Below are 24587 nucleotides of genomic sequence, written 5' to 3'. Positions count from 1 at the left end.
TACATGCTACGTGCTAATAGCCCGGATTCTGCTCTAAAGCTTTGTCGGTCAGCAACTGCTGAACCGGAATTGGCAATACGTAACGATTGGCATCGCTCAGGTTGAAAACGGCAGACGCCCGGCCCGTCCGAACGATGTCGAACCAGCGATGAGGCTCCAGCGCAAACTCAACCCGACGTTCGTTTTCAATCGCCAGCAAGACCGCGTCTTTTGTCGGCGTAGTAGTCGCCGTCAACGCAGTTAATCCGGCGCGGTCACGTACCGCATTGAGGTCGGTGAGTGCATCCGGAAGTTTGTCCTGCTGCGCGCGCGCTTCGGCCCGAATCAAATACGCTTCGGCAATGCGGAAGATGTAGGAAGGGTCAGAAGCTGGATTCCGGTAGTACAGATTGCCGTACCAGCGATTCTGATTGTCTTTCGCTACCAGCACCGAGCGATTTCCACCGATGGCCGGATTGTTGAGCAAAGCCACCAGCGCATCGTTTGGCGCCCATTGCCGCGTGCCGCCGTTGGTCTGAGGTTGCCACTGCCCACGATGACTGTTTACTTCGGTCGTACCATTGTAAAAAATCTCGAACACCGACTCAGCCGTACCGCGCGCATCACTCTGGAAGAAAGCTCCGTAAGGTTTTACCAGGCGATAATTCGTGGCATCGCTGATGAGTTTAGTGGCGTACTCTTCGGCCTTCGCGTAGTTTTTCTGGTATAGATAAAAGCGAGCTTTCAGCGCAAAAACGGTACGTTGGGTTACCCGATACCGATCAACGGTGGTTGGCAGAAGTGGCTCAGCAGCATCCAGATCTTTCAATACCTGCGCATACGTATCGGCCTGAGTACTACGCTTAATCCCCGAATTATCAGTCGGTTTCTCTGTCGGTGACGTAATGATGGGCACTCCACCAAACGTCCGGGCCAGGTCGAAGTAAGCCAGCGCCCGGATTGCATAGGCTTCACCAACGTATTGATTTTTCTGGGCTGTTGTGAACGATGGGTCCGTAACAGTCGGAACTTTAGCCAGTACGTTATTAGCCCGGTTGATGGTCCGGTAAATGGCAATCCAGGCTGACGAAATTGTGGAATTATCGGCGTTTACCTTTTTATTGATAAACTCCTGCACCTGCGATTGCGAACCCGTCCATTGAACGTTGTCGCCCGACAGATAGCCAATGCTCTGAAAACTAGTACCGTAGTAACCGCCATCGCCCAACGCGCTATACACACCACGTAGTGCCGTGAGGGCGGAGTTCTGATTCGTTATGGTTTCGGTGTCGGAAATCGACTCCAGGGGTTTTACATCTAGAAAATCCCGGCAACTGCTGAATGTCAGGAGGAAAAGCAGTAACAAAATGGGTTGTTTCACACGCATACGTAATGAGATTTATGCTCAGGCCCAACAAGCCAATGTGCCGCCCTGAGCAATGAAGAGGTAGATAATTAGAGAGTCAGACTGATACCCCCCTGAAAACCAACAGGCTGTGGTGGCGTACCGAGGTCAATCCCTTGCGAGTTAGGGTCGCTGCTGGCGCTCGTTTCGGGGTCGAGTCCTGTGTATTTGGTTAGCAGCCAGAGGTTTGTGCCAACGGCGTAGACGCGTAATCCCTGAATACCAACCCGCTTCGTAACGGTTTTGGGGAGCGTATAACCAACAGTAAGTGAGCGCAATCGCAAAAACGAGCCGTCTTCCAGCCAGCGACTCCCGCCATCGCGGTAGTTGTTCACGTTGATACCATCCGGTCGTGGTACGTCGGTAATATCACCCGGTTTCTGCCAGCGAGCATTATTGGAGGCAAAAATGATACGTGCCGCATCGCGTGCTCCTCCGCCTTCACCGAAAAACTTGTTGTGATTATAGATTTTGTTGCCGTACTGGTAAGCAAAAAACAGATTGACGTCGAAGCCACGATACGTCAGCGTGTTGGTTAATCCACCGAAGAATTTCGGCCAGATGCTGCCAACTAACTGGCGGTCATCAACCGTAATTTTCCCGTCCTTGTTGACATCTTCATACACTACGTTGCCCGTTTGCGGATCAACGTAAAGCTGCTTGTACACCCAGAATGAGTAAAGCGGTGTGCCCTGCTGCTGTAGAATCAATTCACGGCTGCCGTAACGCAGGGGCGTAGCCAGTTTTTCGATACGGTTTACGTTCTGAGCAACGTTGAAACTAGTGCTCCAGGTTAGCCCACCGCGCTGAATGTTAACGGTGTTGATGCCCAACTCAAACCCTTTATTGCTAATTTCGGTAGCATTGCTCCAGTAGTTGCTGAAGCCCGTTGTGCCGGGTAACGCGATCTGCAACAGACCATTCGACGTGTATTTGTCGTACACATTGAATTCCAGGCCAATGCGGTCGTTGAACAGCGATACGTCCAGGCCGGCGTTGAGTTGGCGCGTGCGTTCCCATTGTAAATCGGGGTTGCCTAATTGTTGAGGAGCAATACCGGGGCTTCCCTGATAGCCCGTTCCACCTGTCCATAAACCCTGTGCGGCAAAGTTGCCGATACCGTTCTGGTTGCCCGTTACGCCCCAGCTTGCCCGTAATTTCAGGTCGCTGATAACCCGGTTGTTTTGTAGGAACGATTCCTGTTTAATCCGCCAGGCAGCGCCGACAGCCGGGAAATAACCCCATTTCCGCGACGAACCAAATCGCGACGAACCGTCGGCCCGAAGACTGGCATCAATCAGGTACTTACCTGCGAAATTGTAATCGACTTTTCCGAAGAACGAAGCCAGTGTGCTTTTGCTCCAGTTCTGCGAGCTGGCCGTCGTAGCTGCCGATGAAATTTGCGTGAAATTATCATTCGGGAATCCGCGCCCTTCGGCATACGTACGAGTCAGGTTATCACTTTGCAACGTATTACCGATCAATACGCCAAAAGAATGCGAATTGCCGATACGTTTCCGATACGTTAAAGTTTGCTCGTTGAGCCAGGTGGTATACTGACTTACACTCGACGTAGCGTAGCCATTTGGACTACCCGAAATCAGTAACGAATTCCAGTATTCCGACTCGTTGTAGTTGTTGTAGTCGATACCGAAACTCGTACGGAACTTTAGGCCTGGCAGAATTTGCGCGTCGGCGTACAGATTGCCGATATACCGCAGACTCGTTGTATTGACCTGATAGTTATTGAGTAACAGCGTCAGGTTATCGAAGCCTGCCCGTCCTACCGGTACACCCTGTTCGTTCACTGGTGACAGGTACGTTGGCGTATGCAAAGCCGCCTGCAACAAACCACCGGCTGGACCATCGCCCGCCCGCGCCTGATTCCGGTACGTCCGGGTGAACGTATTACTCACGCCAACCTGAATATTGTCGTTTACCTGCTGGTCGAGATTGACCTTGAAACTGGCCCGGTTGAACGTAACAGGCTTAATGATAGCTTCCTGCGTGTTGTAGCCGCCACCGATGTAATACTTGGTGGTTTGCGTACCCCCCGATAAGGCTACGTCATAATTACGAAGTTGAGCCGTACGAAACAATTCACTCAGGCGGTCGTAGGTTTGCTGTTCTTCGGGTAATCCCCGGCCACCATCCGCTATGGGCCGGAAGGGACGATTTTCGAACGTACGGTTCAATGTTCGGTCGTCTTTTCCGGTATTGATCCACCATTCGTTTACCAACGTAGCGTGTTCGGGTCCGGTGGTCAAATCCCACAATTTAGCCGCTTTTGCAGCGCCCGCTGATGCGTTAATGCTGACCGTTGGTTTCTGACCGAAATTGCCCCGTTTGGTGGTAATTAATACCACGCCATTAGCTCCGCGTGAACCATACAGAGCGGTCGCTTCGGCATCTTTCAGTACGTCGATACGTTCAATATCGGATGGGTTAATATCCGCAATTGGCGACGTAGCTTTACCGCCCGTCCCGATGGTCTGGAGGCTATTGTTGTTAATGAAAACGCCATCCACTACGTAGAGCGGGTCGTTGCTGGCGTTGATCGACGTAGCACCACGAACCCGGATGTTGACACGTTCGCCCGGTACGCCGGTAGCGCTCGAAATCTGAACGCCAACCACTTTTCCCTGCAATTGTGCATCGACACTACCAACTGGAATATTTTTGGTTTCAGCCGGGTCAATTTTAGAAAGTGACCCAATCAGGTTCTTTCGTTCAACGGTGCCATAGCCGACTACCGCTACTTCCGAAAGCTGTTTGGCGTCGGCTTCAAGATCGATGTTTATCGTGTTGCTTTCGGCAATAACTTCTTTAGTCTGATAGCCAATGAAGCTGACAACCAGCGTAAACGGAAGAATTTGGCCTGTTTTGAGGAGGAATCGGCCTTTATCATCGGCGGCACTGCCATTTGTCGTTCCTTTAATGACGACTGTGGCGCCAATGAGTGGTTCTTTTGTCCGGCTATCGGTTATGCGGCCAGAAAGAGTAGCATTAATCGTTGGTGCATTCTGCGCCTGTACGAAAAATGGAAGTAACACGCTTAATCCCCACAGGAGCCGAACGCGGCCCGATAGAGTTTTTTTCATTAATTTGTATTGGTTACGTGAAAAATGAGGCAGGCCGGTGCGTGTTGATAGCATGCATAGGCTCTGTAATCGCTTCGGCGGTTTCTGTCTTGTTGTGACTGCCGGAACGGTTGCCGCCGTTCCGGTTTTTTATTCGCTCGCCAATAGCTTGGGTACTCTTTTTAAATTGCTTTGAGTAGTGGTTTATGGTCGCTCTAAATCATAGTATTCATACAGGATTAGTAGTTTAATTGACTGTAGTTAGCGAGTCATCTTGTGATATGTATTACTTGCCCGTACGAGCCGTTTCTTTCTGCGCCTTTTCCTGTTTCAGCAGTTTGTCGATTGTCTGATTAAATTCAGCAACGTACTGATCATAATATTTTCCCGTAGCTGGTCCCGTGTAGCCGGTATGGATTTGTGCTACGTTCCCCTGTTTATCCAGAATAATAGTTGTTGGGAACGCGAGAACCTTATTTAAGGCAGGCAGTGCATCCGACGCCACTTTCTTATCGGCGAGACCAGCAAACAGAACGTCATACTGCACATCGTAGCGACTGATCAGCCGGGAAAGGGCGTTTTTGGCAAAAGCCAAATCATTTTTCCGTTCGAAAGCTAATCCGATAATTTCTACGCCACGTTGTTTATTTGCTTTGTACCAAGGGGCCAGAAATGCCGTTTCGTCGATACAATTTGGGCACCAGCTACCTAAAATGGTCACGATGACAACCTTATTTTTATACTTGGCATCAGCCAATGAAACCCGTTTACCAATCAGGTCAGGGAAGGCAAATTCTAACGTTTTGTAGCCCGGCTTCAGGTAAGTAAGGCTGTATAAGTCAGGTAACTCCGCTTTTTCATTTTTTACGCCCGAGGCAGGAAACGCCCCGCGAACGTAGCGGAATTCTCCAGTCAATTTGCCGTCTGGGCTAATCTGTCCTTTAAATTCAACAGGTCCACCGCCACTAAAAGCTGATAACTCAAACTGATTGCCTGTTACGTGTCCGTCTAAGTATCGATAGTCGCCCGTAACGGTCAGAATGGTTCCGGTAATCCGGTCTTCTTTCTGCTCAAAAACGCCAACCGTTTGATTCACTTCTGTAGGATTTGCCGGATTCCGCTGAATACCAATATCCCATTTACCTGTCAGGTTAACTGTCGGAGCGTCCTTTTTTTCATAGCGATACGTCCGACCAAATTCTGCCGTTACCGGAATGTCTTTTCCGCCACTATTGGCGTGATAAATGCCTGATAATCGTGGTCCTTTACGAGCGAAACGTAGCGAAGCATCATAGAGCGGAATCGGAATAAAGAGCGAATCACCCTGCAACTGGATTCCCTTTAATTCTTCGCGTTCGTTGGCATTAAGCAGGTAAGCCGTATTTTCCTTGATTTCAAAATTGAATGGAACCTCGCCCCCTGCCGTATGAAATAACCCTCTGTACGGACCTTGCGGCAGGTGCCCTTGCGCGAATGCCGACGTACTGACCAGCCAGGCCAGAGCCAGTAATCGGGTTGATTTAAGGAAGATCATTTGAGCGTTGGTTTTTGAGGAAATTGATTTCAGAATTAATCTGCTACGTTGCAGCGTTTACTGCTTTTTGATGCGGTGGTTTGTTGATGAAGTGGCTTCAAACGATTTCTGAATAATTACTTCTTCCAATAGTTCTGCAGCAAATGAACGCTCGTGAGTTCACTTGAGAGTGATGTTTTCAGTGGAGAAGTCTGCACAGTTTTTTGTTCTTCGGACGGATTGGTACGTAGCCCTATAAGAGCGAGCACCATTACGCCCCAAATCAGAAAGAACGCTCGCGCATAGGGGTTGAGTCCTTTTATAGATTCACGCGACCCGATTCGCACTTTTTTTGTTTGTGTAACACGTACCAAACCACGTACCGATTGTAACTGGTTTTCAATATGGGTCAGAAGCTGTTGATCTACGACCTCCAAAATCAGCTGACCATTCACCTGAATGCCATCTCCTTCGAACGACATGCTGGTGATTCGACAGGAATTTTTTACAGGTACAGCATTTGTTACGTCGCTTACAAAACTGGGCCTATCAAAACCTAAAATTTGATAAATAACCTGCTGAGAATTTCCTGTGCGTTGATCGGGTGTTTCATTAGTTTGTTTCAGTGCCATATCGATTGATTGTTTAGCAAAAGCATGTTGTCGATATACCTTTAAACTTGTTTATCTATATATTTAATAGATTATTCATTAAATAAAAGAAGCCTTTCAAGGCTGGGTTAGGGGTTACCGTTTTGACTTTGTGTAAAAATCTAATTTCTCAGCAAAGTTGTTAAGCAAATTTTAGTCTTGCAAGAAAAATGCAAAAAAATGATTATCAACCATTTACAGAATAGTCTATCGAGTTTACGGATTATATTGACTATCAGGCAGTATGTACTGACTGGTAGTTGAGCTGTCTAAGATGTTTTTGAAAATGTCCAATTCCTTTTATTCAAACAGAGATATGTCGACCTGAATTTTTGGGCTACCTATGAGTTAACCAGACTCATAAACACATAGATGAACAGGCGAAAATTTTGTTTTATCAAAAAAGTATACAAGTTTTATAGGACAAAAAGACTTTATTGAATACAGGAAAAAGTTGAGAGAATAATTTGACCAGTATATGATTTCGAAAAAAGCTAAATACGCCATTAAAGCGCTCAAAGCCTTAACGAAGGCATATGGTAGCGGGCCCGTTTTAATTGCGCAGATTTCAGAACAGGAATCCATTCCGAAGAAGTTTCTGGAAAGCATTCTACTTGATCTACGTAATCACGGAATACTGCAAAGTCAGAAAGGGAAAGGAGGAGGCTATTTGCTACGCGTTGAACCTGACCGTGTTAATCTGGCTCAGGTTATTCGCATAATTGACGGGCCCATTGCTCCCACTCCCTGCGTGTCACTCAACTTTTACGTTCGTTGCGATGACTGCGTTGATGAAGCAACCTGTGCGCTCCGGCCTATTATGCTACGTATTCGCGATGCGAATCTAGCAGTCTATGAAAAGACTACATTAACCATGTTAGCAGAAGGTGTTCACCATATAGTTGCTGGCTGAACGTATGGTTAGGCGTCTAGTTCTGTTTTAGAAAAACGACCAGATTTGTTCATCTGGCTGAGCTAGTGGAGCCCCTACCGACGACCGGTTAAATAACGTCGGATGGGTTCATCATATAGGCGCTGTACTACATAGGCAAAACCAACAAGAAAAATCACTCCGGTACTAATAATCAGTGATAATTGCAGTGTATCTGGTTTATGACTGGCCAAATAGCTGCCGAAGATCCACATTGCTCCGTAGTGGGTCATATAGAGCGGATAGGAAAGTTTACCCAGGAACACACACAGTTTTTTAAGGCCAGGCGGTACCCAGGCTCCCGCTCCAGCCGCAACCAGGGCAGGGAAATACAGTAGCACAATAATCGGCTCAACCAACCAGCTCCAGGGTGTATAAGGTATGAGAAAGGCCAGTATAAGCAACCCCGCCACACCTATGAAGCCAAGTTTATTCTTTAGGATCCAGTTGGCGCGATAAATAAATAGCCCGGCCAGAAACGAGTACGCTACTCGGGCACCGCCATCCCAGAAGTTAGACCCTGTCCAACCGCCCAACAGATTACCTGCCCGGTAGCTAACCAAACAGAGGGCTACTGCTGCCAGTACGATATATACGGACAGATAGCGACGGCTGATACGATACAATAGTAAGGCATAAATGATATTGGCAATGTATTCCCAGAATAATGACCACGCTGGCGCATTCAAACTGAAAAGGTTGAATGCCCGCTCTTTGATGATAGGCAGCGGAATAAGAAATATCGAGCAAATAAAGGTCAGCCACAGGTTTGCCCTGGCCGATAAACTGGGCTGATCCGCAAAGGGATCGAAGAAAAACCCAAGCAACCCAATTACCGACCCTAAAATGACAAGCGGGTGCAATCGGATCAATCGTAGTCTAAAAAACGCTGCGCGTCCCAATTGGCGGATACGGTTGTCGTAGGCATAGCCGATGACAAAGCCCGATAAGCAAAAGAAAAAATCGACGGCTAAAAAACCGTGGGCAATGAAATTGCGGCTGGGATCGGTATACACCCACTCCATAAAATGAAAGAGGACAATAGCCAGAGCCGCCACCCCGCGCAATCCGTCCAGAATGGCAAAGTGGGGCTTTGTGTTTATGACAGCCGAATTTATTTCTCCCATGCGTACCAGTTGCGTGTTTCCTGCGAACCGGCGCAAATTTTGTTATAGTTCCGGAGAATGTTAAAAGCTTGTTTTAAAAAGGCAGATTTATTTCTTCACAAGCAATTGCTCGACAAGGGCACTCAGTTCATTGATCTCTTTCTGTTTTCTTCCCTTGCTGAATACGATGCAGAGTCAGCTCTTCAATTTTCTCCAATAACCTGGCGTCCATCTTTGCTACGTATACAACAATGGCTTATTGGGCTAAACCGAACTGCCAGGTTTAGTCGGCACGATAGGCAGAAATTTGAAAAAATCCATAAAGCCCAGCTTCCCTGATTTTCGGACCAACGAGGACAGATTTCCTGACCGTTCACGCAACCGATGACCGTTGGTTTACCAGCAGTAGCCGCTGGTTCAGTTTGGCTAACTCGACAGATAGTGACCCTCTACTTTTGCGTCCGTAACCAAAATCAACCAATGACGTAAACAACTTCTATCATGGAAACTCCAGTGAATCAGTTAGCATTGACTATTCCAATGCTGCTAGTAAAATTTAGTACCGCTTTGGTATTCGCTCTGCTGGTAGGGCTGGCTGGCTGCAAAAAAGAAACTACCCAAGTGGAACCAATGGCCGTATTTGAAGGCACGTATGAAAAGCAAAGCACCGATCCTGCCAAACGCTACACATTTACCATCAACCCAGTAGCCAGCAAAACCAACACGGTCACCATCAGCAACTTTGCCAATTTTATTCCGAATGTAGAAGCGACTACCAGCGGCAATAAGCTCACGATCGAAAAGCAGGTATTTCCTGTTAGCGGTGGGGGGCAGATTAGCCTGACCGGTGAGGGTATTTTGAGTGGCGATATGCTCACGATTAACTACAGCGTGCGGGGTAGTTCAAGCTTTGATGGCTTAACAGAAGCCAAACGGAAGTAATCCAATAAGCAGCCAGTCATTAGACAGATAAAAAGATAGCCCAGTAGATAACTGGGCTATCTTGATTAAAAGTAATTCCTTCAGTATTTTTTTAAGCGAGATGAATTCTCGATTCCTTTCGCCAGCAACTGAATCATATCAAACCGACAAAATCCTCACCACAAACCGATTTTGTCAGACGACAGTAGCGCCGTAAAACTAATTACCACCTAATCTCAATCGGCTACCAGTGTTAAACAGCAAGCGGCCCGTTGATGAATAAATCACCCGTAAAGCCTGTCCCTGATACGTAGCAGGTAAACTTACAGCATGATTGACCGTCACTACGTCGGTTAGCAACGGCACGCGCCCACACGACCACACACTAGCATCATTCCAGTCACCCGCCTTTAGGCTGTACATACTCACACACCCCCCTGGGTTCACTACACTTAAGGGCAGAATCGTCGAAACCGAACCACCACTCGGATCAGTGGCCGTCACCGTCACACTGTAGAACGAACTCGCTATTGCCGAAACACTACCCACTATCGTAGCCGGAGCGACAAAACTTAAGCCTGCAGGCAGACCCACCACCGACAACGTAAGGCTAGTTGGCGTCTCAGCATCGGTGAACGTAGTGGCCGGGATGGTGTAACTAAACGCCTGCCCTACCGTCGCTGACTGGGGCGGAATAGCGTTTTCTACCCTCGGATTTCCATTAGCACAAAAGGCCAGCCAGTTGTAACTAAACGTAGCTTCACCTGGACTGCCCTGCTGACGAGCTTTGAAGACAATTACCGGATTGTCGGTGAACAGATTCAACTGGTATGGTTCATTGATGGTGATTGTCGTGGCCTCATTGACCACTGAGAGGCTGATGGGCTGGCCATTGGTAGCTTCAAAACTGACCGTGAAGTTGATCCGTCGTTCAAAGTAGCTTAGGTGATTACAGTCCAGCATAGTGACCCCAGTGATAGCAAAGTTGCGAGGCAGTATTGACAGTAAAAAACTGGTACTGGCCGATAAGCCGCCGGGATCGGTAGCCACCACCGTCACGCTGAAGGGTGAACCTATCGAAGTCGAAGGCGTACCCGTAATGGTATTGGGCGAAACGAAGCTCAATCCAGCGGGCAAACCACTCACTGTCAGGGTTAGTGCGTTCGGTGTTTCAGGATCGGTGAAGGTGTTGGCCGGAATGGTATAGCTGAACGTGTTACCCAGCACTGCCGATTGAGACGGGATGGCATTGGCCAACGTTGGCGCACAGTTCTGGTAAATCACGTTGGAGTTGGCCGAAGCCGAACATCCATTGGCTCCCGTTACCGTAACAGAATATAACCCAGCCTCACTCACCAATATACTGGACGTAATAGCGCCTGTACTCCAACGATATGTACCGCTCCCCACCGCCGACAGACTCGCCGTTGGGTTTGTGCAGATTAACGTAGCGCTGGTAGGCGTAACACTAACTGTTGGTGGCGTATTGTCCAGAGAAATGGCAATAGAAGCCGAAGCCGAACAGCCGTTGGCCCCCGTTAACGTAACCGAATACGTATCAGCCGCTGTTACACTGATACTGGACGTAGTGGCACCCGTACTCCACCGATACGTACCGCTACCCACTGCCGACAAACTTACCACCGGATTGGCGCAGGTCAACGTAGCGCCGGTCGGCGTTCCAATGGATGGGTTAATAGCAATTGTAGGCGGTGTTTGATCCAGACTCACTTGCGCAACAGCGGATGCAGTACATCCATTGGCTGCGGTTAACGTAACGGAATACGTGTCGGCGCTGGTCACACTGAACACCGACGTAATAGCGCCTGTATTCCAGTGATACGTCCCACTGCCCACTGCACTAAGGCTTACGGTCGGGCTGGCACAGGTCAACGTAGCACTCGAGGGATTGATCGTTAAAGAGGGTGGCGTCTGATCCTGACTAACGCTAATGCTGGTGGTAGATATACAGCCGTTTGTTCCCGTTAGCGTAACCGAATACGTATCAGCCACACTTACTGAAATACTGGACGTAATGGCTCCCGTGCTCCACAGATACGTACCAACGCCTACCACACTTAGGCTCACCGTTGGACTGGCGCAGGTCAACGTAGTACCGGTCGGCGAGCCGGTTGACGGATTAATACTGACCGTTGGCGGGGTTTTATCCTCCACTACGTTCGTATTCGCCGTGCTGGAACAGCCATTGGCTCCCGTGAGCGTCACCGAATACGTATCGGCTGAGTTGACCGCAATCGTCGTTGAGGTAGCGCCCGTGCTCCAGCGCACGGTTCCTGTTCCCTCCACCGTCAGGATGGCGGTCGGATTGGCGCAGGTCAACGTAGTACTGGATGGCGTTCCGATGTTGGAGCTTATGCTGACACCAGGCTGGCTTATATTCTGTTCGATGCCAATGGTCGTTACGCTCGAACAGCCTGTTGTCGTGTTGGTCACGCTGACCGAATACGTACCGCTGGCGTTTACGACCGCCGTTCCTGCATTCACATCCTGACTCACAATGCCTGAGCCGGTGAAACTATAGCTGTTACCCCCGCTGGCGGTTAAGGTCAAACTGGGGTTGGTGCAGGTGAGGATAGCAGATGGAGCAACAGTCAATTGGGCCGTTGGCAACGAATTTACGGTTAAAGCGGTCGTCGCCGAGTTCGAGCAACCCTGCGAATTGGTCGCCGTAACGGTGAAATTGTACGTATTGGCGGATAGTTCTGGTATAGTTCGGGTATTACCCAAACCGGCGATAACGCCACTGATTCCGGTAAACGTATAACTATTCAATCCGCTGGTTGCCGATAAACTGACTGACTGTCCTTCACAAACATTCCCACCACTGAGTGTCAGCGCGGGCAAACCATTAACCTGTAGATTCGTCATCGCTAAAACCTGTTGACTATTCGCACTGACGATGAGCAAGAACAATTGGTTACCGGTTCCAGCAGCTACCAGCGACTGACTGAAAGCGGTACTCGACGTAGTACCTGTGACACTGCTTGGGCCATTCGTCAGGGTAAAATCATATGCGCCTGTTACGTTGCCTATCGTAGCGGTAAACGTAACAGGACTTCCAACGCAGGCCGTACTGGGGTTGGCCGCAAAACCCGTAACGGTCAGGGCGTCGGGTTGGGTAATGGTATAACTTCGAATCAGGGTGCAGTTGTTGGCATCTGCAATCGTAACCGAGTAGACACCTGCACTTAGCCCGGATATCCTGGAAGTATTCTGGCCGGTAGGCGAGCCGGGTCCCCAGTGATACGTATAACCGGGTGTACCTCCGGATGCCGTTACGCTGGCCACACCATCGCTTCCCCCGTAAGTCGTTACGTTCGTCTGCGAGCCAGCTGTTGCCACAGCGGCTGGCTGGGTGACGGAAACCATGCGGGTGATCTGGCAGCCATTGTTATCCGTGATGGTAACTGTATAGGTATTAGACGATAAACCTGTTACCATAGCAGTCGACCCACCATTAGACCAACTATATTGATAATTAGGCGTACCGCCTGATACGCTCACACTGGCTCGTCCAGCAGTACTGCCATTGCAGATGACGTGGGTGGCGGACGTAGTGGCGTCCAGAACTGCGGGTTGCGTGACGGAAACCGTACGGGTAATTGTACACGAATTAGCATCCGTGATGGTGACGGTGTAAGAGCCAGCAGCTACAGGCGTAGTCCTGGCGACACTCCCTCCTGAAGGAGTCCAATTATAGGTGTATCCAGGCGTCCCACCTGATACGTTCACACTGGCTCGTCCAGTAGAAAAGCCAGTACAACTGACGTGGGTTACGGACGTAGTGGCAGAGAGGGCCGTCGCTGGCTGGGTAACGGAAACCATGGGGGTGATCTGGCAGCCATTGTTATCGGTGACGGTAACATTGTAGGTATTAGCCGGTAAGTTTGTTGCGAAAGCACTCGTTCCCCCCGAAGGTGACCAACTGTAGAAATAAGGCGTTGTACCACCTGATACGCTCAGAATTGCTCGTCCATTAGTACTGTTGTTGCAGGTGACGTGGGTTACAGACGAAGTGGCAGACAGGGCAGAGACTGTTACGTTCGTTGTTGCCGACGCGGTCTGGCTACTGGCGTTAATAGTAAGCGTAATTGTCTGCGACCCCGAACCGGTGAGGGTTAAATTCTGGCTGAAGTTCGTACCGGATGTAGTCCCTGAGAATGAAGCTCCACCGCTACTGGTCAGTGTAAATGTATAGGGTGCCGATACGTTGCTGATGGTAGCGGTAAAGGTTACGGACGTATTGGTGCAGGCAATATCTTTGTTTGCGTCAAAACCCGAAATGTCTGGTGCGACAGCTCCTGAAGTTTGTCCTTTAGCAATAAAAGGGAGCCCCAGAGCACTCGTAGAATTGATTGTGTTGCTACCAAAAGCAGTTCCAGTACGGGCGACCCCGGCCAGATATACCAGATTACCATTGGCCGCGACAGCCAGACCATTCTCAGTGCTAGAAGTCCCAGCTCGATACCCTCCTGCATCTGTAACTGAAGACGCATTGTCAGTGAACTGAGCCAGAAATATATCTGTAGCACCGGCGCTGACTAACGAGGTGCCCGCAATGGTAGCTGAGCCATTAAGATTACCGCCCACAAACACATTGCTGCCACTTACAGCCAGCGAATTTCCCTGGGTAGTACCAGTAGCGGTCGACACACCCCTGGCCCAAACTCCGGTAGCCGACGCACCTCCGTCTGTATATTTAGCTACGTAGAGGTTTTGACTCGACGTTAATGTACTGGTCAGGTTTGTACCGGCAATAGTAGCGCCGGACGTGAAGCCTCCTGTCAGGTAAATGCCGGAGTTATTGACATAAACGTCATTAATATTGTCTGTTGTTCCAGAGCCTCCTCCTTTTATGGCCCAGCCGTTGGTGAAGGTGTCGCCGTTATCGACGTATTTGACCAGGCAAAAATCTGTATCGGTGTTGCCGGTAGTTGCTAAGGGAATGCCATTGACCACCATAGAGCCAGCGAAATTGGCACCTACATACACGTTCAATCCATTCACAGCCACTGTGGTAGTACTCTCATCACGGTCACTCCCAAACGACAGCGCCCATTTACTCGTAGGCAGTGTTGTAGGTGTTGCACCACTATCGACGTATTTGGCCAGGAACGTATCGGTGCTGCTGCTAGTGGCGATCAACGTAGTACCGGCGATAGAAGCGTTACCACTAAAGGTACCCGCAATGTATATGTTGTCACCATTCACGGCAATGGCACGACCTATATCATTAGTACTATTTGCAGCAGAACTTCCACCTACTTTAAGGGCCCATCCGTTGGAGAACGTAGTGCCTCCATCGACGTATTTGGCTAAAAAAATGTCAAAGTCGTTACCGGAATTGGTATTCGTCAATGGTACGCCCCCAATCGTAGAACCCCCATCCGAGTAGTGGCCTGTTACATATACGTTTGATCCATCTACTGCTATACTTCTTCCCTCTGCTGACCCCCCGGTTGAGCCAGTTATCCACACCCATTTGGACGTAGTAGGATTCCATTTTCCGACAAACATCGCCGGTAATGAGGTTCCGGCTGGTTGCATTCCCCCTGCAATGCTAACGGGCCCAGAAGCTGTCTCGACAGTGAGCGTGTACGTGTAAAATCCTGTGACGTAAACGCTACCATCAGCCCCAAGGGCCATTGAGTTTATTCGGCCCGCACCTGGACCTAAACCTGAAGTACTAAGATTTCCGTAACCCACACCTTGCCAGGTCAGCGACTGGGCTGTTACCAGGTGTCCGGATAGTAATAGGAGCAACAGGCTACCTATTTGGGCAAAGCGGCCAAAGCCAGAATGAGTAATACACTTTGTTGTAACTAGAGAATAGATTGACTGAACTGGTAGATAGAAAAAGTTCTTCATAAGGAGCTGAAGTTAAGGTTGTTTCGGATAGGAAAGCAATTGATTTCGCTTACTCATTAAAGAAAGTTTAGCAAGTAAGATATAAATACATTGAAGTGCTAACACTATCGTCGCATTCATTAACAATATTATCGCATTACGTAAGTTACTGTTATTTAATACTTATAAAATTGAATTATTGTAAATAATAAAGATTGAGAATTAATTATTCGGTATCATATGATTTGGCAACTTAACAAGCATGCGTAACGTCTGAAGCAACATCCAGACAGGAAAACCGTTTAGATTTTTTCCAGCAAAAAAAAGCCCGGCGAGGAGCCAGGCTTGAGTAGTTGAGGTAATTTTCGAATCATTTCTTATGAGCTAATTCCAGAACCAGTTTGGTGAGCTCATCGATCTGCTTTTGTTGTTGCAAACTGGTTGCCTGAATTTTCTTCATCTCCTGTTGATACTGTTGATCTTTAGCAACAGCCTGTTTCTCCAGTTGAATGCTGTACAGGGTTAATTCCTCAATTTTCTCCAGCAGTTTTGTATCGGTCTGATGCAGGTCGTTTCCTTTTTCAACCATCTCTTTGGCCGAAGGAATGCCCGGCAGATGCTTATTTAGTTTGATATAGCGTTCAACCTCTGCCAAACCTTTCAGTTGATACGTATCATCGAATACGTAGTCACTCCAGTCCGACGTATTGTTCACCGCTACCTTGACCTTTTCCGTCAAAATGCCTTCCTCCACAAACAGCTTGTAACCAGATGGCGTACGCGCTACGTTACTGCCGATAATTACGGCCTCGTTCCGGGTACTTTGCAAAAATGAACCTTTCCGCTGCCACAGGCTTTCGCTTACGCCCTCCCGAGCCGAACTATTCATGCTGGCCATCACTACGTCACCCTGCTCGTTGACTGAGAGAAACTTGTATTGATTGGTCATGGCGGCTGGGGTGGAGTTGTTCATGTTCGTGAAGCGCAGACCCGACTGGCCATTGGTGCCATGGGTAATCTCCAGCTTATTGTTGGGAGCGGTGTTACCGATGCCCACTTTCCAGGCAGGATTGGGAGCACCCAAGACAATCGAATTGTCGGCCGATACCTGAGCACCCGCCCCGATGGCGGTTGAGTTGTTAACCACGGCACCCGATGAGACGCCCGCATTCTGGCCAATGAAGGTGTTGCTCTGACCCGCCCCATTGCCGGTGAAGCCAGCCCCATTGCCAATATAGGTATTGTTCTGACCGGTGGTATTGCCATAGCCTGAGCCATTGCCAATGAAAGTGTTACCCCCACCCGAGGTCGTTTGCTGGCCCGATGAGTTACCGATGAACAGGTTGTATGAACCGTTGCTGCTGGCACCCGCAAAGGAGCCCATGAATAAGTTGGCGATGCCGGTAGTGTTAGCCTTGCCTGCTTGCTGACCAACGAAGACGTTGTTCGATCCAGTCGTGTTAGCGACTCCCGACCTGTAACCTACCACCGTATTATAATTACCTATTGTATTGTAAATCCCTGCATCGCTACCCATAAAGGTATTACCTCTGCCACTACTGTTACTATAACCCGCTTGATAGCCCATAAAGCTGTTATCAGAACCTGTCGTGTTACTAAAGCCTGCACTGGTCCCCAGCATGACATTATCAGCACCTGTGCTGTTAGTGTGACCTGCATTATGTCCGAGTATAACATTATGGCCACCTGTCATCGTTAGATTAGCCGCTGTAGGGCCGATCAGCGTATTGTCGTCCCCCGGCGTAGAGGAGTTGCTAGTGATAGCCACATAGTTATTTTGAGCCAACAGCCCAGTTGGCACCAGAATCAGAAATGAAAATAGATAGAATAGTTTCATGAGAGGTTCAGTTAGTAAGCGTTAAATAATCCGCAGTTTAGCCAGCCAAACCTAGGCCATCAATGGGCTATGTACGACTGAAACTTAACCAGCGGTGCTTCCGAGTAAACCATCGGTGAGAACCTTTACTACGTATACAACAATGGCTTATTGGGCTAAACCGAACTGCCAGGTTTAGTCGGCACGATAGGCAGAAATTTGAAAAATCCAAAATCAACCAATGACGTAAACAACTTCTATCATGGAAACTCCACTGAATCAGTTAGCATTGACTATTCCAATGCTGCTAGTAAAATTTAGTACCGCTTTGGTATTCGCTCTGCTGGTAGGGCTGGCTGGCTGCAAAAAAGAAACTAGGGTGTGTTGAGTGGCGATGTGCTCACAATTAACTACGTTTTCGAGCCTACCCGACGTACCACTCAGGATTTCAGACCATTGCCTATACACAATTCAGGCCACAGCTAAACCAGCTGTGGCCTGAAGTATCGCTTACCAGTTCGTACTTTGGGCATTATTTGTTGTTACAAAAGCTTCTTTTCAGCCAACGCCGTTCCATCAATCCGGGCTTTTATTTTGGCGAAAGCGATATCACGAGCCGTGGATACATCATCGGCAAACGGCGAGAAACCGCAATCGTCCGTGGTACCAAGCTGATGAATCGGTAACACCTGAGCCGCTTCCAGAATTAACTCACTAATCTCCTGAGCCGTTTCAACCCGAGGGTCCAGAACATTGGTCACGCCCAGAAATACACGTTGAGTCGGTTTGAGGCTTTCCTTAATGGCGGACAGCACCCCTTGTTTGTTTTTTTCGGCAGCATATTCCAGATAAAAATTCCCCGCATTTAACTCAAACAGAAGCGGCAGCAGTTCATCATAGCTGATATCTGCACTATGGGTTGAATCGTGGTCGCCACCGGGGCAGGAATGCACACCAATCCGGGCTTGTTCATCCGGGCTAAAGCGGTTCAACACCTGATTATTCAGATTGATGAAGGCACGTAGCAGTTGCTTACTGGGGTCTAACTTAAGGGCCAGCCGGGCTTCGGTGAAATCAATTTGAACGTTGTAGGCGCCCGCATTAAAGCAGTTTCTGATTTCCGTTTCGGCTTCATTGACCAGATCCGCTAAAAATGCTTCCTGGCTGTATCCCTCAATTCCTCCCTGAGGATAGAGTAAACTTATGGCCGAAGTCGCAATAACGGCCTGTTTTACAGGAAGTGATGTATAACGTTTTGCCCGTTTTAGGAACGTATCGGCAGACTGTACGTAGCGAAAAGGCCCTTTGGAGATAACGGGTAACTGACGCGTGTGCCCATCGGCAAATGGAATAACTACGCCATTAGGCAGCAAGCCTTCCAAACCAGCAATTGGATACGTAGCAAAACTAGGTTTGGATTGCTCACCATCGGTGATGACAGGCGAACCGGTTTTTTCAAAAGCCGTAATGGTCTCCTGAATGGCCTGGTCAGTTAATCGGTCCAGTTCGGTTTGTGCAATGTCACCGTTGGCAAAAGCAGCCATAGCTTGCTGGAGATAAGCGGGTCGGGGTATGCTACCAACGGGTTCGGTACGTAGTAAAGACATATAGATGTTGAATGAGGTTAAAATCAAGAACAACAGATTATCAAGCCACTGTATCTTGCCGTAGACTGGCTATATAAGCGAATAAGTCCAGACCCACACGCAGTCTATACAGAGCAGCTATTTGGTCGCAAAGGGTCGAACTACGGTCAAGCCAACGGGTAACTGATCAGCACCAGCCCTATTTTACTTTGTATTCATAACCAGCACGAATAATGCAATCTGAGCCTCTACTTTTTCAGCAGGCTCAGAATTGTCTCCTGGTTGGCTAAGATTGCATCCAGGGTCTGTTGGTTTTTGAGGATTTCCTGTTGATTACCTAGAATATTATCCTGATTGCTAATGATAGTCTGCTGATTAGCCAGAATCGAATCCAGAGTCTGTTGATTTTTAAGTATTGACGCCTGGTTGTTAAGAATGGCCTCCTGATTAGCCAGGATGCTTTCCTGATTGTTTAGCACTTGATCGTTTTGAGGTTCCATACTACGTTTTGGTTTAATTAAATAAATTGCCGAATTTTTATATATACGTTCTTCCATACCTATTGCAGAACGTATTGTTTGCGTGTAACTCGATGCGTTTGGGTCTGGATTTTGGGCAATCGGCCAGCTCTCGATTTATGACTCTTAACTAATTGACCAACAGAGTCCCGAGGACTATCTAACAGCCATTTCTGAAAGCGATTGGTCAGAAACGGCAGGGCTATACAAACCATATAAGGTACCAGCAGGCAGGTTAAGCAAAAAGTCCGGACCACTAATGGCCAGTTCGCAGTAAAAGGCAACTGAGTCATGACATACGTCATTATCGTACTGAACGGAAACATTGCTGACCAAACCAGCAGTGCCATCTTCCATTTATTTGTTTTCATAGCAAATCCATTAAAATCACTATCTTTCTATAAGTAAGGTATAGGGATTAAGGTGATTAGGTCATAAGTTTGTGAAGATGTCCTCACCAGTATAAACCGGTGAGGAACACGAACTACCAACCTAATATAAATTCATCAGCCGGATCAATAATTGGTCCGGTTTTGTCTTAAGTGAGCTGAGCTTCCGTTACGTACACATACCCTTGTGTAGCCAGCATTTCCCCCATTTCGGCATATACCGCCGGGTCCTGCGGTGCCCAGGTAGCAAGCCCATCTACGTAGCGGTTATACATGCAGAAAGCCGCTGCAATTAGTACTGTATCGTGAATATTTCGATCTGTAGCTCCCTGTTGACGAGCCTCGTCGACCTGCTGCGGAGTAACGTGCTTGCCGCCCTGCTGAACACTATCGGCGATTTTCAGCAATGCTTTCATTTTGGCCGATATTGGCGCTGCATCAGGATTCTCCCAGGTTTGGGCTACTACCTGATTGTCACGCCCTAACAAATAATCGGCGGCTGCACCATGACTTGTCGAACAGAAGAAACAATCATTTCGTCGGGACGTATAGGAAGCAATTAATTCGCGTTCGCCCTGAGTGAGTGAGTTGCTGGCGTTAGTACGTAGCAATGTTTCAGCTAATTCATTAAGGGGCTTCGTTGTTTGGGGGCTATAGGCCATTGGCCCCAGGATACCGGGTAATCCTTCAGGCAATTGTATATGTGCCATTATCGTAATTGAGTAAATAAGATGTATACACGATTTGCGTAACGCCAGGTAAGCGAGCAAACGGTCATAATGCCAGTGGCTACCAAATACGTTGATAGTCACTAGTCCAATAAAATCGGACAGTACCAAATAGCTATCCGAACAGAGCGGCCAATCAGCCGATCCAACATTCAGCGAACATTGCCGGGAAGAGGGAAGCGGAAAAACATTTACCTGTAGACGAAGGCCAACGTAGACCTCATGAGCCACCTGTATCGAAAATCGATACAAGGTAACAGCTCAGAAATTGACGTAAACTCATACTGATCTTTAAGCCCAGCGCTTTAGCACAGGTTAATTAGACCAGCTTAATAATCATTACAGGAAATGAAGAATTCGACAAGCTATATCAGCCAATAGCTACTTTAGCTAAAGCCAGTATGCACCTCTGTCGAAAGAACCGCTAAACAGCCAGTTCGGGTGGAGGAGAATGAATTGGCGCAATGCGCGTAGAGAACGTAAAGGTGGCATCGGGAATCCTGACGGATTGTCCACATGCAGTACGTAAAAAATGGAGTACAGTAGATGAACCAGGTGAGTACTCTTTAAGCAGAAACTTCAGCAACTGGCTGGCTTTACGTCCCGTATCGGATGAGGTCGTAAGGTGATCGTTGAGAAAAGTAAGTAGATCATCCTGCCAGAATGAATGATTAGGGACTTCGATTCCGGCAATGAGAATCTTATCGCCCTGCACTTCCAGACTAACCACATTATAATAATGACCCCGATACCGAAATCCATCTTCAGTCGTTCGGGCGATCGACTTGCCGTCGGTTTGATCCTTCAAGGGAATCTGGAACTCGACGATACTATCAACTGAACGGTACATCAGCAATCGCTCCGACAAGTCGTGCTCAGCCTGCCACCAGCCAATTACACCCACAATGGCACTGGCCAGTGTGTGGCATAAAAGGAGAGTCAGTAAGCAAATAGAGACCCGTTTTTGTAGCATGAGCTTTACCTGATTGCAAGCAAAGATAATCATAGCATTGATTACTTAACAATCAAGTAGTATTAAATCTTGAAATTATTGAATGTATGATTTCGGCGACATGCACAAAAGGTAAATTATACGTTAGTGCAGACCAACAAGTCAGCTACACAAAGTGCATTGGAATCGATTTACCAGGAGAACTATTCCCGTTTTTTGCTGCCTATAAATCCACCCCTCCGGTTTCTAATCGATCAGATTTGATGCTGCGCGCTCACAAATTATACCCCTGAACTGAAAACTGTTTAGGATTTTATAAGCGTCGTATTTATCGGTCACGCCAGAAATTGTTTACTTTTTTCCGGAAAAGAATAAAAAGTAGTACTAAGACTGCTCCGCCTATAAACTTAACGGCTTCCGATTGATCAGTATTCCACTGATAAGCTTTCCAGTCTCCAGTATACCACGCAACGGCGACATAGCCTGCCAGCAAACTGAAAACTATTATCAGAAAGATAGTTTTCATTTCTTAAAAACTCCTTTCCAGCTAATCTGTTATACGTAGCGCAGCCATTTTATTTCTGGATGAGCCGCCTTATAAGGTCCGTACCATCTACACAAAGGATACAGTACTAGCACCAGGCCGATCCACACTACGTATACCAGCCCCAGTGATATACCCGCGCCATCAGGCCTGCCAAAATTCATTGGGCCACTGGGTATGTCAGCCAGCGAATAGCCCTGCAACAGACTCATGCCTATCATCGACAGATGGACGAGATACCAGTGCAGGACGTAGTAAAACATGGGCACTTGCCCGTAAACAGATAACCAGCGAGTAAAGAAATTATTGGCTCCGTCTGCCGCCCATAAAATCAGGAACATAAATCCCAGCATCACCAAATCGTATTGCAGCGAAGGCGGGTATTTCGTTACCCGGATGAACGACAGAAACGTAAACAAACTGTCTTTCTGAACGCTCCAGGGAGCCGGGTCGCCGTATACATTCAGGAAACGTAGCACCAGAAACAAAGCCAGCGATCCCAGACCAATACGTAGCAGCCAGGGCTTGCGCAGACTAATGGGGCGGTCTATAAATTGACCAGCCGCAAAACCAACCAGCATAATTCCCAACCAGGGAATCAGCGGATAACCCACCAGCAAGGCAAACCTATTCTCCACCGGAAAAAAATTAGTTTGGAAAAACAACGACCATCCCAGTCGGGCTGCCGTATTGGTGAACGGCGGCACCAGTTGCAAAATGTTATGGCCGAATACGATAATCAGTCCAATAATGCCAATCCATCGAATAGGTAATCTGGCCATAAACGACAACATGATCAACCCACCCCCGATTGCGTAAATGACCTGCAACATCAACGAGTGGAAATGAATATCGAACCAGAAAGCAAAATTGATAATCGTCAATTCAAGCAGCAGAAGCACAACGCCACGCTTCCGCAAAAACCGCCTTGCCGACTCGTCGTTACGTCTCTTCAGTGATAAATAAGCCGACGTTCCCGACAGAAAGACGAATGTTGGCGCACATAAATGCGTGATCCAACGAGTCAGGAAAATGGCTGGCGTGGTGTTAGCCAGATTGGTTGGATCTTGTGTTAGTGCAGATATATGTAGCAGGTCGCGAACGTGGTCTAATGCCATGATAACCATAACCAGACCGCGTGTTACGTCAATGGCATTGATTCGATTTATAGCCTCAACAGCGGGCAACGTAGCACTATCTATTTTTTCGTGTACTGACATCTGGTATTGTCGGATTTAACGTAGTACGACTTATAATTCGATGCTTTTGGATCAGTGCAACCTTTCAATTCCAGAATTTCAATCTGCTTAAAATCAATGGGATGGCTTTCGGCCTGTAGCGCAATATAACCCTCCCCTAACGGTGTGTTTGCCTTGCTTATCCAGTAGTTTGCGGCTTCGGCGCTAAAATGACCGGCGTTCCAGTCATGGTCACGACTGACAAAGCCACCACCCACCTGCGGTTTTTCGTAGGTCAGTACCGTATCACCGTTGATGACCTGATGAATCAGGGAATCGCCAAAAACAATGGCTTCGGCAGTTATCCATTGATCGCCGTCGTAAGTTTTTGAGTTCGAGTCGGTGCAATGTTCGGGGCGAAGTTTACCGTTCATGTGTACCTGCGTGCCGGGCGTACAAAGATTTCCGGTGGTACGTGGTCCTTTGCCCAAACCGCCCAGTAATTGCATTTCCAGTGAAACCGGAAACGTTTGCCCGAGCGACAAACTAGCCGCCGACTGCGAATGCACCATTATACCACTGTTTCTGACGTTCCAGCTATCTCCTCCGGGCGTCTGGGTGCCCAGAAAACGATATGTATATCGAATCCGGTAATACGAAAACGGTTTGTTGTAGTAGATATGCCCGTATTTTCCGTCGAAGGTTTTATACTGATCGTAAGTGATACGTAGAACGCCATTCTCTACGCGAAACGTGTTCTTGTAATTTTCATTTAAGGGCAATCCGGCAATTTTAATATCCCAGCCACTCAAATCTTTACCATTGAACAACGATACCCAATCTTTACGATCGGCTGCTTTCTGGGAAAAACCTATCGAACTCGTAAACAACGTAACGATACAAATACACAACAGTTTTTTCATGGAAGACCGGAGAAGATTGAATAATGATTGGTTAGATTCGTAATGTGAGTAAAAGCGAATAATGGCGTTACGTTACCGTATCACTACATTCAAAACGCTACGTGCTCCCGCAGCTTTGGCCACGGGAGCACGTAATCAAATGTTTCAGTACAAACCGTGCTACGTTTACAGCGAAACCACACCTGTTTTTACGGCCCAGAGGGCAAGTCCGACGCGACTCCTGACTGCTAATCGATCAAAGAGCGCTTCCCGATAGCCATCGACGGTACGTGGACTTACGCACATCTTATCGGCGATTTGAACATAAGTAAGTTCAGAGCAGGCTAACTGGATAAAATGACGTTCTCGCTGATTCAGGCGAACGTCAGGAGGGTTGGTTGTTGTGGGGATTGAATTCATGGGGCGAGGCAGCAAAATATGTGACGGTATGTAAAAAACCGATTACAAATAAGCACATATAGCCCCTTCTACCAAATCAA

The 24587-nt window shown here is 48.0% G+C and carries 18 protein-coding genes; 2 read left to right on the top strand and 16 right to left on the bottom strand.

From position 1 onward, the window contains the following. Nucleotides 1–13: 13 nt before the first annotated feature. The 4 genes from IC229_RS16665 to IC229_RS16650 all read right to left on the bottom strand — a co-directional run bounded on the left by IC229_RS16665 (nucleotide 14) and on the right by IC229_RS16650 (nucleotide 6609). Nucleotides 14–1366 carry a RagB/SusD family nutrient uptake outer membrane protein gene (locus tag IC229_RS16665; RefSeq protein ID WP_190888133.1) on the bottom strand — a complete coding sequence of 451 codons (1353 nt, stop codon included), beginning with the start codon at nucleotides 1364–1366 and terminating at the stop codon, nucleotides 14–16. A 68-nt stretch (nucleotides 1367–1434) separates the two neighbouring features. Beyond that, complete coding sequence (locus IC229_RS16660) at nucleotides 1435–4485, bottom strand: SusC/RagA family TonB-linked outer membrane protein (RefSeq protein ID WP_190888132.1); 3051 nt, start codon at nucleotides 4483–4485, stop codon at nucleotides 1435–1437. A gap of 265 nt (nucleotides 4486–4750) precedes the next feature. After that, complete coding sequence (locus tag IC229_RS16655; RefSeq protein ID WP_190888131.1) at nucleotides 4751–5998, bottom strand: TlpA disulfide reductase family protein; 1248 nt, start codon at nucleotides 5996–5998, stop codon at nucleotides 4751–4753. Between the two features lie 116 nt (nucleotides 5999–6114). Continuing rightward, nucleotides 6115–6609 (bottom strand): hypothetical protein, encoded by a 495-nt coding sequence (locus tag IC229_RS16650; RefSeq protein ID WP_190888130.1) that lies wholly within the window; start codon nucleotides 6607–6609, stop codon nucleotides 6115–6117. Nucleotides 6610–7105: 496 nt separating this feature from the next. On the opposite strand from IC229_RS16650, the gene IC229_RS16645 reads away from it, so the two are divergent. Beyond that, nucleotides 7106–7540 (top strand): RrF2 family transcriptional regulator, encoded by a 435-nt coding sequence (locus IC229_RS16645; RefSeq protein ID WP_190888129.1) that lies wholly within the window; start codon nucleotides 7106–7108, stop codon nucleotides 7538–7540. A 74-nt stretch (nucleotides 7541–7614) separates the two neighbouring features. On the opposite strand, the gene IC229_RS16640 is transcribed toward IC229_RS16645, so the two are convergent. Continuing rightward, nucleotides 7615–8685, bottom strand: a complete 1071-nt coding sequence (locus IC229_RS16640; RefSeq protein WP_190888128.1) for an acyltransferase family protein — start codon at nucleotides 8683–8685, stop codon at nucleotides 7615–7617. 480 nt (nucleotides 8686–9165) lie between these two features. Here IC229_RS16640 and IC229_RS16635 point away from each other — a divergent pair, with 480 nt between their 5' ends. Further along, the gene (locus IC229_RS16635; protein WP_190888127.1) at nucleotides 9166–9606 is read left to right on the top strand and encodes a hypothetical protein; all 441 of its coding nucleotides are present in this window, start codon (nucleotides 9166–9168) and stop codon (nucleotides 9604–9606) included. A gap of 198 nt (nucleotides 9607–9804) precedes the next feature. Here IC229_RS16635 and IC229_RS16630 read toward each other — a convergent pair whose 3' ends face one another. The 11 genes from IC229_RS16630 to IC229_RS16580 all read right to left on the bottom strand — a co-directional run bounded on the left by IC229_RS16630 (nucleotide 9805) and on the right by IC229_RS16580 (nucleotide 24507). Beyond that, complete coding sequence (locus tag IC229_RS16630; RefSeq protein ID WP_190888126.1) at nucleotides 9805–15474, bottom strand: beta strand repeat-containing protein; 5670 nt, start codon at nucleotides 15472–15474, stop codon at nucleotides 9805–9807. Between the two features lie 349 nt (nucleotides 15475–15823). After that, nucleotides 15824–17311: an autotransporter outer membrane beta-barrel domain-containing protein gene (locus IC229_RS16625; protein WP_190888125.1), complete on the bottom strand. Its 1488-nt coding sequence runs from the start codon at nucleotides 17309–17311 to the stop codon at nucleotides 15824–15826. Between the two features lie 521 nt (nucleotides 17312–17832). Further along, complete coding sequence (locus IC229_RS16620; protein ID WP_190888124.1) at nucleotides 17833–18897, bottom strand: cobalamin-independent methionine synthase II family protein; 1065 nt, start codon at nucleotides 18895–18897, stop codon at nucleotides 17833–17835. A 227-nt stretch (nucleotides 18898–19124) separates the two neighbouring features. After that, nucleotides 19125–19376, bottom strand: coding sequence for a hypothetical protein (locus IC229_RS16615; RefSeq protein WP_190888123.1), 252 nt, complete (start codon nucleotides 19374–19376; stop codon nucleotides 19125–19127). 174 nt (nucleotides 19377–19550) lie between these two features. Further along, a complete protein-coding gene (locus IC229_RS16610; RefSeq protein ID WP_190888122.1) occupies nucleotides 19551–19751 on the bottom strand; it encodes a hypothetical protein in 201 nt (66 codons plus the stop codon). Nucleotides 19752–19932: 181 nt separating this feature from the next. Beyond that, entirely contained in the window at nucleotides 19933–20493 is a 561-nt protein-coding gene (locus tag IC229_RS16605; protein WP_190888121.1) for a carboxymuconolactone decarboxylase family protein, read from the bottom strand. Nucleotides 20494–20935: 442 nt separating this feature from the next. Then, nucleotides 20936–21484: a hypothetical protein gene (locus IC229_RS16600; protein ID WP_190888120.1), complete on the bottom strand. Its 549-nt coding sequence runs from the start codon at nucleotides 21482–21484 to the stop codon at nucleotides 20936–20938. 307 nt (nucleotides 21485–21791) lie between these two features. Further along, nucleotides 21792–21989 carry a hypothetical protein gene (locus IC229_RS16595; RefSeq protein WP_190888119.1) on the bottom strand — a complete coding sequence of 66 codons (198 nt, stop codon included), beginning with the start codon at nucleotides 21987–21989 and terminating at the stop codon, nucleotides 21792–21794. Between the two features lie 29 nt (nucleotides 21990–22018). Continuing rightward, entirely contained in the window at nucleotides 22019–23176 is a 1158-nt protein-coding gene (locus IC229_RS16590) for a DUF1624 domain-containing protein (protein WP_190888160.1), read from the bottom strand. 29 nt (nucleotides 23177–23205) lie between these two features. After that, entirely contained in the window at nucleotides 23206–24108 is a 903-nt protein-coding gene (locus tag IC229_RS16585; RefSeq protein WP_190888118.1) for a 3-keto-disaccharide hydrolase, read from the bottom strand. A 165-nt stretch (nucleotides 24109–24273) separates the two neighbouring features. After that, nucleotides 24274–24507, bottom strand: a complete 234-nt coding sequence (locus tag IC229_RS16580; RefSeq protein ID WP_190888117.1) for a response regulator transcription factor — start codon at nucleotides 24505–24507, stop codon at nucleotides 24274–24276. Nucleotides 24508–24587: the final 80 nt, after the last annotated feature.

The sequence above is a fragment of the Spirosoma profusum genome, assembly GCF_014699005.1.
Lineage (GTDB): Bacteria > Bacteroidota > Bacteroidia > Cytophagales > Spirosomataceae > Spirosoma > Spirosoma profusum.
The sequence above is the reverse complement of the archived record's forward strand: the minus strand, read 5'-3'. Positions and strand labels throughout refer to the sequence as shown.

Excerpts from the sequence above, each read along its gene's own strand:
- IC229_RS16640 (WP_190888128.1), bottom strand. The coding sequence starts at position 8,685 with ATGGGAGAAATAAATTCGGCTGTCATAAACACAAAGCCCCACTTTGCC.
- IC229_RS16620 (WP_190888124.1), bottom strand. The coding sequence starts at position 18,897 with ATGTCTTTACTACGTACCGAACCCGTTGGTAGCATACCCCGACCCGCT.
- IC229_RS16645 (WP_190888129.1), top strand. The coding sequence starts at position 7,106 with ATGATTTCGAAAAAAGCTAAATACGCCATTAAAGCGCTCAAAGCCTTA.
- IC229_RS16605 (WP_190888121.1), bottom strand. The coding sequence starts at position 20,493 with ATGGCACATATACAATTGCCTGAAGGATTACCCGGTATCCTGGGGCCA.
- IC229_RS16660 (WP_190888132.1), bottom strand. The coding sequence starts at position 4,485 with ATGAAAAAAACTCTATCGGGCCGCGTTCGGCTCCTGTGGGGATTAAGC.
- IC229_RS16600 (WP_190888120.1), bottom strand. The coding sequence starts at position 21,484 with ATGCTACAAAAACGGGTCTCTATTTGCTTACTGACTCTCCTTTTATGC.
- IC229_RS16630 (WP_190888126.1), bottom strand. The coding sequence starts at position 15,474 with ATGAAGAACTTTTTCTATCTACCAGTTCAGTCAATCTATTCTCTAGTT.
- IC229_RS16665 (WP_190888133.1), bottom strand. The coding sequence starts at position 1,366 with ATGCGTGTGAAACAACCCATTTTGTTACTGCTTTTCCTCCTGACATTC.
- IC229_RS16595 (WP_190888119.1), bottom strand. The coding sequence starts at position 21,989 with ATGAAAACTATCTTTCTGATAATAGTTTTCAGTTTGCTGGCAGGCTAT.
- IC229_RS16635 (WP_190888127.1), top strand. The coding sequence starts at position 9,166 with ATGGAAACTCCAGTGAATCAGTTAGCATTGACTATTCCAATGCTGCTA.
- IC229_RS16615 (WP_190888123.1), bottom strand. The coding sequence starts at position 19,376 with ATGGAACCTCAAAACGATCAAGTGCTAAACAATCAGGAAAGCATCCTG.
- IC229_RS16585 (WP_190888118.1), bottom strand. The coding sequence starts at position 24,108 with ATGAAAAAACTGTTGTGTATTTGTATCGTTACGTTGTTTACGAGTTCG.
- IC229_RS16610 (WP_190888122.1), bottom strand. The coding sequence starts at position 19,751 with ATGGAAGATGGCACTGCTGGTTTGGTCAGCAATGTTTCCGTTCAGTAC.
- IC229_RS16650 (WP_190888130.1), bottom strand. The coding sequence starts at position 6,609 with ATGGCACTGAAACAAACTAATGAAACACCCGATCAACGCACAGGAAAT.
- IC229_RS16655 (WP_190888131.1), bottom strand. The coding sequence starts at position 5,998 with ATGATCTTCCTTAAATCAACCCGATTACTGGCTCTGGCCTGGCTGGTC.
- IC229_RS16580 (WP_190888117.1), bottom strand. The coding sequence starts at position 24,507 with ATGAATTCAATCCCCACAACAACCAACCCTCCTGACGTTCGCCTGAAT.
- IC229_RS16625 (WP_190888125.1), bottom strand. The coding sequence starts at position 17,311 with ATGAAACTATTCTATCTATTTTCATTTCTGATTCTGGTGCCAACTGGG.